The sequence below is a fragment of the Xanthomonas arboricola genome (assembly GCF_002940665.1).
GTDB lineage: Bacteria > Pseudomonadota > Gammaproteobacteria > Xanthomonadales > Xanthomonadaceae > Xanthomonas > Xanthomonas arboricola_B.
This window is the reverse complement of sequence record NZ_MIGY01000004.1, coordinates 115410-127630: the sequence shown is the minus strand read 5'-3', so window position 1 is coordinate 127630 and position 12221 is coordinate 115410. Positions and strand designations below refer to the sequence as shown.

Genomic DNA, 12221 nt, shown 5'->3' with positions numbered 1-12221 from the left:
ACTGCATTCATGACTGGCGCCGCCGGGCACCTCGCTACCTCCATCGAGGAAACACCATGATTGGCTTGTCCGCACGCGCACTGTGTTTGTCGCTCTCCCTCCTGCTCGCTGCCGGTCCTGTGCTGGCGGCCACGCCGATGCTGGTGATCCACGGCGGCGCCGGGGTGGAGAAATCCAGCCTTTCCAGCGAGGAACAGGCGCAGGCGCGCGAGGCGATGCAACGCGCGCTGCGCGCAGGGCACGCGGTGCTGCAAGGTGGCGGCAGTGCGGTGGATGCGGTGGCGGCCACCATCACCGTGCTGGAGGATGCGCCGCAGTTCAACGCCGGGCGCGGTGCGGTGTTCACCCACGACGGCAAGAACGAACTGGATGCCGCAATCATGGACGGCGCCACCGGCAAGGCCGGCGCGATTGCCGGTGCGCACACGGTCAGGAACCCGATCCAGCTGGCGCGCAGCGTCATGGACCATTCCAAACACGTGATGCTGGTCGGTGACGGCGCCGAACAGTTCGCGCGCGAGCAGGGCGTCACGTTGGTCGACCCGGATTATTTCCGCACCGACAAGCGCTGGCAACAGCTGCAGAAAGCGCGCAAGGCCGAAGCCGGCGACCGTCAGGCGCAGGCCGAACTGGATCTGGAAACCGCCAAGCATTTCGGCACCGTGGGCGCGCTGGCGCTGGATCGCGCCGGCCACCTGGCCGCCGGCACCTCCACCGGCGGCATGACCAACAAGCGCTACGGCCGCGTCGGCGATGCGCCGATCATCGGCGCCGGCACCTATGCCAACAGCCAGTGCGCGGTGTCCGGCACCGGCTGGGGCGAGTTCTACATCCGTGCGGTGGCCGCCTACGACATCTGCGCACGCATGAAATACGCCGGGCAGTCGTTGCAACAGGCCGCCGACACGGTGATCGACCAGGAGATTCCCAAGGCCGGCGGCGACGGTGGCGCCATCGCGCTGGATGCGCAGGGCAACGCCGCATTCCCGTTCAATACCGAAGGCATGTACCGCGGCTGGATCGGCGCAGACGGTACCCCGCACGTGGCGATCTTCAAGGACGAGACGCTGTAGCACACGCCTCCTCAAGCGCACCCAGCCCCCCAATCCAACGGCACATGCCGACGCTGCGAAAACCCGCTAGCGTGACCGGCTGCGCTACCCACTCAGGAATCACACGCCATGTCGCGTACCGTCGTTCTGGCCGCTGCCATCACCCTGGCACTGGCTGCTTGTTCTGGAAAAGATTCGTCCGGTAAGGAGTCCACCACCGTGCCCGAAAAGACCGCCACCACCCCGGCCGCGGATGCCGCGCCGAACCCGCTGCTGAGCGCCAGCACGCTGCCGTTCCAGGCCCCGCCGTTCGACAGGATCAAGGACGCCGATTACCTGCCGGCCTTCGAAGAAGGCATGCGCCTGCACCTGGCCGACATCCGCAAGATCGCCGACAACCCCGAGCCGGCCAGCTTCGACAACACCATCGAGGCGATGGAACGCAGCGGCGAAACGCTCACGCGCGTGTCGCGCATCTTCTTCGGCCTGGTGCAGGCCGACACCAGCGACGCACGCCAGAAGATCCAGGAAGAGATCGCGCCCAAGCTGGCTGCGCACCAGGACGAGATCAATCTCGACCCCAAGCTGTTCGCACGCGTCAAGACGATCTACGACCAACGCGACACGCTGAACCTGGAGCCGGAGCAGAAGCGTCTGGTCGAGCGCGACTACGAAGAGCTGGTACGCGCCGGTGCGCAGCTGTCCGATGCCGACAAGGCCAGCCTGCGCAAGCTCAATATCGAAGAAACCACGCTCTCCACCCAGTTCCACACCCGTCTGGTTGCCGCCTCGGCTGCCGGTGCGGTGGTGGTGGACGACAAGGCCAGGCTCGACGGCCTGAGCGAGGGCGACATCGCCGCCGCCGCCGATGCGGCCAAGGCGCGCAAGCTCGACGGCAAGTATCTGCTGACCCTGCAGAACACCACGCAGCAGCCGGTGCTGGCCTCGCTGAAGGACCGCCAGCTGCGCGCCGAGGTGCTCAAGGCGTCGGAAACGCGCGCGGAAAAGGGCGATGCCAACGACACCCGCCAGACCATCCAGCGCCTAGCGCAGCTGCGCGCGCAAAAGGCCAAGCTGCTCGGCTTCGACACCTACGCCGCCTACAGCCTGGGCGACCAGATGGCCAAGACCCCGGACGCCGCGCTCAAGCTGCTGACCGACACCGTGCCGGCCGCCACCGCCAAGGCACGCCGCGAGGTGGCCGAGATGCAGAAGGTGATCGACGCGCAGCGCGCTGATTCGAAGACCGGCGATTTCAAGCTCGCCGCTTCCGATTGGGACTTCTACGCCGAGCAGGTGCGCAAGGCCAAGTACGACCTGGACGAGGCACAGATCAAGCCGTATTTCGAACTGGACAACGTGCTGCAGAATGGCGTTTTCTACGCGGCCACGCAGCTGTACGGAATCACCTTCAAGCAGCGCACCGACATCCCGACCTATCACGCGGACATGAAGGTGTATGAAGTGTTCGACGCGGACGGCACCTCGATGGCGCTGTTCTACACCGACTACTTCAAGCGTGACAGCAAGTCCGGCGGCGCCTGGATGGATGTGTTTGTCGAGCAGGACGGCCTCAGCGGCGCCAAGCCGGTGGTCTACAACGTCTGCAACTTCACCAAGCCGGCCGCCGGCCAGCCGGCGCTGCTGAGTTTTGACGATGTCACCACCTTGTTCCATGAATTCGGCCACGCGCTGCACGGCATGTTCTCCAAGGTGAAGTACCCCTCGATCGCCGGCACCAGCACCTCGCGCGACTTCGTCGAGTTCCCCTCGCAGTTCAACGAGCACTGGGCCTCCGATCCCAAGGTCTTCGCCAACTACGCCAAGCATTACCAGACCGGCGCGGCGATGCCGGCCGAGCTGGTGGAGAAGATCAAGAAGGCCAAGACCTTCAACAGCGGCTACGCCACCACCGAGTACCTGTCGGCCGCGCTGCTCGATCTGGCCTGGCACACCCAGCCGGCCAGCGCGCCGCTGCAGGACGTGAGCAAGTTCGAAGCCGATGCCTTGAAGCGCTTCAAGGTGGACCTGGCCGAAGTGCCGCCGCGTTATCGCAGCAGCTATTTCGACCACATCTGGGGCGGCGGTTATTCGGCCGGGTATTACGCGTATTTCTGGTCGGAAGTGCTCGACGACGATGCGTTCGAATGGTTCAAGGAAAACGGCGGTTTGAACCGCAAGAACGGTGACATCTTCCGCGCCAAGATCCTGTCGCGCGGCAACACCGTCGATCTGGCCACGTTGTATCGCGATTTCCGCGGCAAGGATCCCAGCGTCAAGGCGCTGCTGGAAAATCGCGGCCTGACGGAGTGAGCGACTGGGTGACGCGCCTGCGTCGTTGGCGCATGCACGTGTAATCGCCGCACTCAGCAATCGAACGGGATGGCCTCGCGTCATCCCGTTTTTTTTTGATGGCGGGTCAGGTGATGGTGTTGCGACTGCCCTTGGCGATGGTGCTTTGCTGTTGCCTTTGAACCGCCACCCGGCAGCGGCACTGGCGACAGCAGGGCAGCCACCCAGGCAGCATCCGAAGTAACGACCCAGCTGGTGCCATGCCTTTCGTCACTTCCGCCCGCCCGGCGCGTAGGCGCATCTTCATCGGGTATCGCCCGTCACCCTTCAAACCAACAGGTGCCTCATGAGCCAAGTCCCTCCGGCGGCCTCACGTCTGCAACGCGCCGCGCACTGGTCGCGCAGGGAACTGCTGCCGTTGTTGGTGCTGCTGGTGCTGATGACCGCGGCGCGTTCCTCGTTCGCCAATCACTACCAGGTGCCGAGCGGCTCGATGCAGCCCACCCTGGAGCCGGGCGATCGCGTGGTGGTGGACATGCATGCCTACGGCTGGCGACTGCCGTTGAGCAACCGCATCCTCGTCGATGGCGATCGACCGCAGCGTGGCGAGGTGGTGGTGTTCGATTCGCCGCGCGATGGCACACGCCTGATCAAGCGTGTGGTGGCGGTGGCAGGCGACCGGGTCGGGTTGATCGACGGCCATCTGCAGATCAACGACAAGCCGCTGGGAGCGGAGGGCGGCGATGCCGAACGTTTTGGGGCGCACCTGGCGCAGTTGAATCTCGGCAATGGCGGCGGCCCGAACATCGTCGGGCTGACTGTGCCGCCCGGCAAGCTGCTGATGCTGGGCGATCACCGCGGCAACAGCCTGGATGGACGTTACTTCGGATTGGTCGATGCGCCGGCCGTCTACGGCAAGGCGGTGGCGGTGTATTACCGGCGCGGCCAAGGGCTGGAGTGGCAACGCCTGTGATGCGTGGTCTGCGCTTACACGCCAGCAGGGGCGACGGCGTTAGCGCCCTACGCTAGCGAAGCAAAGCAGGGTTTTCCCGGCGGTTATCGCGCACTTTGCTGCGACGGCAATGACGCAGGGCAACGCGAACGCCGCCGCGCATGCGCCAGCGCCGCCATGTATCAGGCTAGCGCGTCGCCACCAAGCCATCGGACGCCTGCGTGGCAGCATCCTGCCGCCACCAGCGCAGGCGATTGCCGGGCGCATTCAAATCCACCCGCTCGCCCATGCGCGGCGTCGCCAGTGCAACGCCGGCGCTGTCGGCCAATGCCACGATCCGGTCCAGCGGTTCCTGCCACGCATGCATGGCCAGGTCGAAGGTGCCGTTGTGGATCGGCAGCAGGGTCTGCCCGCCAATGTCCAGGTAGGCCTGCAGGCTCTGCTCCGGCTGCATGTGCACATGCGGCCATTGCTGGTCGTAGGCGCCGTTTTCGATCAGCGCCACGTCGAACGGCCCGAGCTGTTGGCCGATGGTCTTGAAGTGCGGGCCGTAACCGCCGTCGCCGCTGAAGAACACGCGCAACTCGCGGTCCTGGATCGCCCAGGAACACCACAGCGACCGCCCGCTATCGAACAAGCCGCGTCCGGAAAAATGCTGCGACGGGGTGGCGGTGAGTCGCAGGCCATCGACGGTGATCGTGTCCCACCAGTCCAGCTGACGCACCTTGGCCGGGTCCACGCCCCAGCGCACCAGCAAATCGCCCACGCCCAGGGGCGCGACGAACACGCCGACGCGGTCGGCCAGGGCACGGATGCTGGCGCGGTCGAGATGGTCGTAATGGTTGTGAGAGAGGATCACCCCGGCCAGCGGCGGCAGCTCGTCCAGCGCGATCGGCGGCGCATGAAAGCGCTTGGGCCCGGCGAACGGCACCGGCGAGGCGCGCCTGGAGAACACCGGGTCGGTCAGCCACAGGCCACCCGCCAGCTTCATCAGTACGGTGGAATGGCCCAGGCGATACAGGCTGCGATCCGGCGCGGCAAGCAGCTGCGCGCGTGTCAGCGGCTGGACCGGCAGCGGTGCGGACGGCACCGTGGTGCTGGGCTTGTCGAAGAGGAACGTCCACATCAGACCGATCTGCTTGCTCAGGCTGAGCACGGTGGTCGGCAGCGGCAATGCATTGCGGAACCGGCCACCGCGAAACTGCGGCGAATCGGCATAAGGGGAAGGGCGAGAGGTAGCCATGGAAAGTCCGACTGAGGCAGGGAATGACAGCAGGAGTAAATTACACTGGGCAGTGTAGTTTTATTCCGCGAAAAGTAAACTGTCCGGTGTAAAATGGCCCGATGTCGACTGCATCAATTCCCCTGGCTGCGCCGCTGCGGCTGACCGACCGCAAGCGCCACGCCATCGTCGAGGCGGCCATTGCCCAGTTCCGCCAGCATGGCTTCGAGGCCACCAGCATGGACCGCGTGGCCGCCACCGCGGGCGTGTCCAAGCGCACCGTCTACAACCATTTCCCCAGCAAGGACGCGCTGTTCGGCGAGATCCTGCGCGGGCTGTGGCAACGCAGCGCCGATGCGGTGAATCTGGTCTACCGGCCCGACCAGCCGCTGCGCGCGCAGCTGATCCAGCTGCTGCAGCAGAAGCTGCACCTGTTCGACGACCCGGCATTTATCGACCTGTCGCGTGTCGCCATCGCCGAAGGCATCCATTCGCCCGAGCGCGCGCGCGCGCTGATCGCGCAGTTGGGCAGCAAGGAAGAAGGCACCACTACCTGGGTGCGCGCCGCACTGGCCGACGGTCGGCTGGCGGGCGTGGAGCCGGACGTCGGTGCGCAGCAACTGCAGGCATTGATCAAGGGTTTCGCGTTCTGGCCGCAGATCGCCATGGGCCAGCCGCCGTTGTCGCCGCAGCAACGCACCCAGGTGGCCGAATCGGCGGTGGCGATGTTCCTGGGTCGGTACGGGCGCGAGTGATGGCACGCCATGCGCGTGCCAGGTGCATGTCTGCCGCAGCACTGCAGCTGCAACCGAAACGTTCTGCGTCGCGCTGCCTGCGCAACCCATGCCGTTGCAGCCTGCGCGTGCTGGGTGCTCAGTCCTTCGACCACACCGCCAGCGCATAGCCGTGCGGATCGGTGAAATGAAAACGTCGCCCGCCGGGAAACGCGAAGACCGGTTGCGTGATCTGCCCGCCCGCCGCTTCGATGCGTGCCTGGCTATGGGCGAGGTCGTCGGAGGCCAGCACCACCAGCGCACCACCGGGCTGGGCGGGGCCGTGGAAGAAGCCGCCGGTCAGGCGGCCGTCGCGGAATTCGCAGTAATCCGGGCCGTAATCCTGAAACGTCCAGTCGAAGGCTTGCCCGTAAAACGCCTTGGCGATGGCGATCGAGTCAACGGCGAATTCGAGGTAATCGATGCGGTGCTGCGGCGCGTTGTCGATCATGGCGTGGCGTCCTGCGGAAGTGGAGGCACAGCATGCAATCGGCGCGCGCGCCTGGCTTGGCGAAAACGGCCAACTCAGCGTGCGTGGCGCTGTACCAACACGCGCGGGCTCAGGCCGGTGAGCTGGCGCGCATCGCGGACCAGATGCGGCGCATCGCCGTAACCGGCATGCAGCGCGGCGTCGGTCAGGCTGCGGTGCTGGCCAGCGATACGCAAGAAGCGCTGCAGACGCAGCACCCGCTCCAGTGTCTTGCTGCCATAGCCGAAGGCATCCTGGCAGCGGCGGCGCAGCGAGCGTTCGCTCAGACCCATCACCTGGGTCAAGTCGCTCAGCCGCGCAGGGTTGCCGGCGGTCAATCGATCGAACAGCCACGCCATCTGCCGGTCTTGCGATGTGCCGTGCTGTCGGCAGAGCGCCTGCAAGGTGTGCAGCGGGTCGGCGCCGTCTTCCAGGCGGTGTTGCCAGGTGCGGCCTCGCACGCCCCACAGCGATTCCAGTGCGACCCGTTGGCCGGCGATGGCGTGCAGCGGGAGCTTCAACAGGCCGGCCGCCGCACCCGCCGCCAGGCGCACCCCGCTCAGCGCGCTGCCCGGTGCCAGCGTTGCCATGGCGGCCGTGCGATCGGGCCCGGCAACCAGGAGCAGCGTGCCATCCCAGATCAGATCCACGCTGCCATCGGGCAATACCAGCACGGGGTCCATCGTGGCCGTGCCCTGGCGAAAGCGCCAACTGCACTGCAGCTGCGTGCGTAATGCCGGCGGTGCCGGGCTTTCGGCATAACAGGACTCGGAAAGGTCGGACATCAGTGCGTTGTGCCAAGAAGTGGATGCGGTGCTGCTCGGCGACCGCAGCGGTGAGGGTGCGTGGCGCCGACTGATGCCTTGGACATCGCAGGCCGACGCAGACGCGTCCATCGAGGCCGCACGCAGATGACCTGTGCTGCCTCGTCAATGCGGCGACCGACCCGCACCCAACCCGCCGGCAGTGACGGCCGGCCGGCCGCGTTGGAACCAGGCCACCATCGGCGAGGCCATCACCGTGGTCACCAGCGTCATGCCGAACAACAGGGTGAACAGATCCGGCCCGATCACACCGCTGTCCAGGCCGATCTCGATCACCACCAGTTCCATCAGGCCACGTGCGTTCATCAGCGAACCCACGCTCAGGCTATCGCGCCAATCGTGCCCGCTCAGGCGCGCGCCCAAGGTGCAGCCGACCAGCTTGCCGGTCACCGCCACGCCGACCACCAGCGCAAAGCCGGCGGCGCCTGCACCGACGAACACGCCCGGGCTGGTGGCCTGGCCGGCGACCGCAAACAGCACCGGCATCAGCAAGGTGATCGCCAGGGGTTCGATGCGCCCGGCCAGGTGTACCAGCAGGCGGTCATCGCGCGGCACGCAGATGCCGAACAGGAATGCGCCGAAGATCGCATGCAGGCCGATCCATTCGGCCACCGCGGCGCAGGCCAGCACACCGATCAGCACCCACACCAGCGCAGTCGACGGATAGTCTCCATCGCTTGCGCGCGGCGTGAGCACACGCGCATACACCGGCTTCAACACGCCGAACACCACCGCAATCAACACCACAGCACCGGTCGCAGTGAACGCAACACCGCCATGGGTGTTGCCGCCGGTCAGGGTGAGCACGATCGCCAGGAACATCCACACCGTGGCATCGTCGATCACCGCCGCGCCCAGGGCCAGGCGGCCGGCGGGGGTGCGGGTCATGTTGCGGTCCTTGAGGATGCGCGCCAGCACCGGGAACGCGGTCACCGACATCGCCGCGGCAATGAACAAGGCGAATGGCCAGAAGCCGATGCCCTGCGGTGCAAAGCGCGTAAACAACCAGGGCGCGGCAACCAGCCCCAGCAGCAACGGCAGCACGATACCGGACAGCCCCACCAGCACCGACGAGCGCACCTGCGCGGCGGTGCCCTCCGGCGCGCGCAACTCCACGCCGACGATGAACATGAAAAGCACCACGCCGATGTTGGCCAGGCCCGACAGCGGCGGCAAGCTGCTGGAGGCGAACAACACGCCATGCAACTCCGGCAGCCACGCGCCGAATGCGATCGGCCCCAGCAGCAGGCCGGCGGCCATCTCGCCGATCACCGGCGGCTGCCCGAAGCGTTGCAACAGCGCGCCGCACGCACGCGCCGCGCCCAGGATCACCGCCAACTGCACCAGCAACACCATTGTCGGATTCATTGCGTCAGCCCTTCGCGTTGGTTGAGTCGGCTCGCCCCGCAGTACGGGGCGGCTGCGCATCTGGTCAATGGTCCCAGGACTGACCAGCTGTTGATGACATGCAGTACCCACAGCATCGGCCGAGAGCGGCTATCAAAACGACGGCGCCGCCGTCAGGCGGGCGCGGCCGGTGTTCGGAATCGGCATGTCCCACTCGTACACTCCGGCTCTGAGCGCGCCGTCCGCCCCCACCTGACGACCGCTCGCCGCGTTTTGTTGCCCGTTATTAGTCTATGACACCAACCGCCGTGCAGTCGCATCGAGCCGAGATGATGCGGCGTCGATCGTCGGGGCGACCCCGTGTCGCTTGCACGGCTTGATCGAGCGACGCCTTCGGATGGCGACCCGCACGCCGCGCACGGCATCGCCGATGGAGAACGCATGGCGATCTCATGCGCAGTGCCCGGCGAGCACGCTCGGGGGCTACTGGGACTCACGCGCACAAGCAGGCAGGAGGCTCACCGCTCCGAATCGCCACTTTCGTCATACCCGCGCGGGGTAAACAGATCCGGCTGGATCAGCTCGATAAATGCGCGTGCCTGCGGCGAGAGATATTTGCCCTTGCGCACCACCACGCCATAACTGCGGGTGGGGAAGTAATCCTTCAGCGAGCGGGTGGCAAGTTTGTCGCGATCGGCCTCGGTAACGCAGATCGCGGTGACGATGGAGATGCCCATGTCCATCGCCACGTATTGCTTGATCACTTCCCAGCCGCCCACTTCCAACGCCACGGTGTAGGGCACGCGTGCCTGCTGGAAGATCAGATCGACCAGCCGATAGGTGACCTGCCGGCGCGGCGGCAGGATCAGCGGATACGGCGACAGATCCTGCAACGTGACGGTGGACTTGCTGGCCAACGGATGATCGGGCGGGGTGATCAGCAGCTGTTCGAAGCGATACACCGGCGCGTAGTTGAGGTCGGCCGGCACGTCCAGCATCGAGCCGATCGCCAGGTCCACTGCGTCTTCGCGCAGCAGGTCGGTGCCGTCGGCGCTGATGGCGTTGTGCAGGGTCAGGCGCACGTCCGGGTGACGCGCGCGGAAGTTCGCCACGATGCGCGGCAGCAGGTACAGGATGGTGGAGCTGTTGGCGGCGATATTGAGCTCGCCCGCATCCAGCCCGTGCACCTTCTCGCGGAAGCTCGTCTCCAACCCGTCCAGGCTCTCCACCAGCGGCAGCGCCATGTCGTAGAGCAGCTGGCCCTCGCGGCTGGGCGCCATGCGTCGCCCCGACCGCTCGAACAGGACCACGCCCAGGTCGCGTTCCAGCGCCTGCAGCTGCAGGGTCACTGCCGGCTGGCTCACATACAGCGCCTCAGCCGCCCGTGAGACAGAACCCAAACGCACCGTCTGACAGAACGCGCGCAGCGGTTTGAGTCGATCGGATTTGTAGGAAAATCGAGGGGTTGGCGCCATCTCAGTGCGTTCCGGCATGCAATATAAGCCTGGCTTATTTACAGCATTGATAAAACTGCTTTGTCAAATATTCGCGTTCGGCGCACGGTGCAAGTCCGGATGCAGAAGGACTCCCCGACATGTCTTCTACCGCTTTTGCCCCACGTCCTACCGAACGCGCCACTCCCGGTCTGTCGCTGACCACGCAGGTCGCAGGTCAGGTGGAACTCCTTCCTGCCGCCGCGCTGGCCTTGCTGGTGTCGCTGCATCGCGCGATCGAGCCCGGTCGCCAGCAGCGTCTGGCACAGCGGCGCACGCGCCAGGCCGACTACGATGCCGGTCAGTTGCCGGACTTCCGCCCAGACACCCGCGCCATCCGCGATGGCGAGTGGCGCGTCGCCGCGCTGCCGTCGGCGCTGCAGGACCGCCGGGTGGAGATCACCGGCCCCACCGATCCGAAGATGGTCATCAACGCGCTGAACTCCGGCGCCAAGGTGTTCATGGCCGACTTCGAGGATTCCACCGCGCCGACCTGGCGCAATCTGCTGGCCGGGCAGCGCACGTTGGCCGCTGCGGTGCGCGGCGACCTCAGCTTCGATGCGCCCAACGGCAAGCATTACGCGTTGCGCCCAGAGGCCGAACGGGCGGTGTTGATCGTGCGCCCGCGCGGCTGGCATCTGGATGAGAAGCACGTGCTCATCGATGGCCAGCCGCTGGCCGGCGGACTGTTCGACGCGGCGGTGTTCGCCTTCCATAACGGCCGCGCCCTGCTGGCCAAGGACCGTGGCCCGTATCTGTATCTGCCCAAGTTGCAGAGCATGGAAGAAGCCGCGCTGTGGGAAACCGCGCTGGCGCATATCGAAGCGATGCTCGGCCTGCCGCATGGGCAGATCAAGGTGACCGTGCTGATCGAAACGCTGCCGGCGGTGTTCGAGATGGACGAGATCCTGCATGCGCTGCGCGAGCGCATCGTTGGGCTCAATTGCGGGCGTTGGGACTACATCTTTTCGTATCTGAAAACCTTCCGCGCGCATCGCGACCGCGTGTTGCCCGAACGTGGCCAGGTCACCATGAGCCAGCCCTTCCTCAAGGCGTATTCGGAACTGTTGATCAAGACCTGCCATCGCCGCGGCGCGCATGCGATGGGCGGCATGGCCGCGCAGATTCCGATCAATCACGACGAGGCCGCCAACGAGCAGGCGATGGCGCGCGTGCGTGCCGACAAGCTGCGCGAAGTCAGCGCCGGGCACGATGGCACCTGGGTGGCGCATCCGGCCCTGATCCCGGTGGCGATGAAGATTTTCGACGAACACATGCCCACCGCGCATCAGCAGCATGTCTTGCGCAACGACGTGCAGGTGACGCGCGACATGCTGATCGCGCCTTCGCCGGGCACCGTCACCCGCGCCGGGTTCGAGGGCAATGTCGAAGTCTGCGTGCGTTATCTGGCCGCCTGGCTGGACGGCAATGGATGCGTGCCCATCCACAACCTGATGGAAGACGCCGCCACTGCCGAGATCAGCCGCGCGCAGCTGTGGCAGTGGTTGCATCACGGCCAGCACCTGGACGACGGCACTGCGATCGATCAGCCCCTGTTGCAGGCCACGTTGCGTGCGCTGCCGGCACGCCTGGGCGCGACCGATGCACTGCCGGGCGCCGCGCGCATCGACGACGCCATTGCACTGCTGGACACACTCAGCCGTGCCGATGTGCTGGCCGACTTCCTCACCGTGCCGGCGTATCGCCTGATCGATTGAGCCAACGCTGCAGCGACACGCCAGCGCATGCCCGCTGCCGCTGCAATCCATCAACGTCATGCACCACACCGCCCGTTGC

General features: G+C 66.1%; 10 protein-coding genes and 1 other RNA gene. 6 read left to right on the top strand and 5 right to left on the bottom strand.

All coding sequences use genetic code 11. From position 1 onward, the window contains the following. Positions 1–56 precede the first annotated feature (56 nt). The 3 genes from XarjCFBP7645_RS20380 (at position 57) to lepB (ending at position 4317) form a co-directional block, all read left to right on the top strand. On the top strand, positions 57–1073 hold the full coding sequence (locus XarjCFBP7645_RS20380) for an isoaspartyl peptidase/L-asparaginase family protein (RefSeq protein ID WP_181126429.1): 1017 nt from the start codon (positions 57–59) through the stop codon (positions 1071–1073). Between the two features lie 108 nt (positions 1074–1181). Continuing rightward, positions 1182–3365 (top strand): peptidyl-dipeptidase Dcp, encoded by a 2184-nt coding sequence (dcp, locus tag XarjCFBP7645_RS20375; RefSeq protein WP_181126428.1) that lies wholly within the window; start codon positions 1182–1184, stop codon positions 3363–3365. Between the two features lie 325 nt (positions 3366–3690). Further along, entirely contained in the window at positions 3691–4317 is a 627-nt protein-coding gene (lepB, locus tag XarjCFBP7645_RS20370; protein WP_104538915.1) for a signal peptidase I, read from the top strand. 166 nt (positions 4318–4483) lie between these two features. On the opposite strand, the gene XarjCFBP7645_RS20365 is transcribed toward lepB, so the two are convergent. After that, positions 4484–5539, bottom strand: coding sequence for an MBL fold metallo-hydrolase (locus XarjCFBP7645_RS20365; protein ID WP_104538914.1), 1056 nt, complete (start codon positions 5537–5539; stop codon positions 4484–4486). Positions 5540–5640: 101 nt separating this feature from the next. On the opposite strand from XarjCFBP7645_RS20365, the gene XarjCFBP7645_RS20360 reads away from it, so the two are divergent. Next, on the top strand, positions 5641–6273 hold the full coding sequence (locus XarjCFBP7645_RS20360) for a TetR/AcrR family transcriptional regulator (RefSeq protein ID WP_104538913.1): 633 nt from the start codon (positions 5641–5643) through the stop codon (positions 6271–6273). Positions 6274–6391: 118 nt separating this feature from the next. Here XarjCFBP7645_RS20360 and XarjCFBP7645_RS20355 read toward each other — a convergent pair whose 3' ends face one another. The 3 genes from XarjCFBP7645_RS20355 to XarjCFBP7645_RS20345 all read right to left on the bottom strand — a co-directional run bounded on the left by XarjCFBP7645_RS20355 (position 6392) and on the right by XarjCFBP7645_RS20345 (position 8952). Beyond that, on the bottom strand, positions 6392–6742 hold the full coding sequence (locus tag XarjCFBP7645_RS20355) for a VOC family protein (protein WP_016902032.1): 351 nt from the start codon (positions 6740–6742) through the stop codon (positions 6392–6394). Between the two features lie 74 nt (positions 6743–6816). Then, the gene (locus tag XarjCFBP7645_RS20350; protein ID WP_104538912.1) at positions 6817–7545 is read right to left on the bottom strand and encodes a helix-turn-helix domain-containing protein; all 729 of its coding nucleotides are present in this window, start codon (positions 7543–7545) and stop codon (positions 6817–6819) included. 144 nt (positions 7546–7689) lie between these two features. Continuing rightward, the gene (locus tag XarjCFBP7645_RS20345; protein ID WP_104538911.1) at positions 7690–8952 is read right to left on the bottom strand and encodes a cation:proton antiporter; all 1263 of its coding nucleotides are present in this window, start codon (positions 8950–8952) and stop codon (positions 7690–7692) included. Positions 8953–9136: 184 nt separating this feature from the next. On the opposite strand from XarjCFBP7645_RS20345, the gene XarjCFBP7645_RS20340 reads away from it, so the two are divergent. Further along, positions 9137–9213, top strand: a non-coding RNA gene (locus tag XarjCFBP7645_RS20340) — sX9 sRNA. A 236-nt stretch (positions 9214–9449) separates the two neighbouring features. On the opposite strand, the gene XarjCFBP7645_RS20335 is transcribed toward XarjCFBP7645_RS20340, so the two are convergent. Continuing rightward, entirely contained in the window at positions 9450–10406 is a 957-nt protein-coding gene (locus XarjCFBP7645_RS20335) for a LysR family transcriptional regulator (protein ID WP_104539008.1), read from the bottom strand. Positions 10407–10525: 119 nt separating this feature from the next. On the opposite strand from XarjCFBP7645_RS20335, the gene aceB reads away from it, so the two are divergent. After that, on the top strand, positions 10526–12142 hold the full coding sequence (gene aceB / locus XarjCFBP7645_RS20330) for a malate synthase A (protein WP_104538910.1): 1617 nt from the start codon (positions 10526–10528) through the stop codon (positions 12140–12142). Positions 12143–12221 lie beyond the last annotated feature (79 nt).

Excerpts from the sequence above, each read along its gene's own strand:
- XarjCFBP7645_RS20380 (WP_181126429.1), top strand. The coding sequence starts at position 57 with ATGATTGGCTTGTCCGCACGCGCACTGTGTTTGTCGCTCTCCCTCCTG.
- dcp (WP_181126428.1), top strand. The coding sequence starts at position 1,182 with ATGTCGCGTACCGTCGTTCTGGCCGCTGCCATCACCCTGGCACTGGCT.
- lepB (WP_104538915.1), top strand. The coding sequence starts at position 3,691 with ATGAGCCAAGTCCCTCCGGCGGCCTCACGTCTGCAACGCGCCGCGCAC.
- XarjCFBP7645_RS20365 (WP_104538914.1), bottom strand. The coding sequence starts at position 5,539 with ATGGCTACCTCTCGCCCTTCCCCTTATGCCGATTCGCCGCAGTTTCGC.
- XarjCFBP7645_RS20360 (WP_104538913.1), top strand. The coding sequence starts at position 5,641 with ATGTCGACTGCATCAATTCCCCTGGCTGCGCCGCTGCGGCTGACCGAC.
- XarjCFBP7645_RS20355 (WP_016902032.1), bottom strand. The coding sequence starts at position 6,742 with ATGATCGACAACGCGCCGCAGCACCGCATCGATTACCTCGAATTCGCC.
- XarjCFBP7645_RS20350 (WP_104538912.1), bottom strand. The coding sequence starts at position 7,545 with ATGTCCGACCTTTCCGAGTCCTGTTATGCCGAAAGCCCGGCACCGCCG.
- XarjCFBP7645_RS20345 (WP_104538911.1), bottom strand. The coding sequence starts at position 8,952 with ATGAATCCGACAATGGTGTTGCTGGTGCAGTTGGCGGTGATCCTGGGC.
- XarjCFBP7645_RS20335 (WP_104539008.1), bottom strand. The coding sequence starts at position 10,406 with ATGGCGCCAACCCCTCGATTTTCCTACAAATCCGATCGACTCAAACCG.
- aceB (WP_104538910.1), top strand. The coding sequence starts at position 10,526 with ATGTCTTCTACCGCTTTTGCCCCACGTCCTACCGAACGCGCCACTCCC.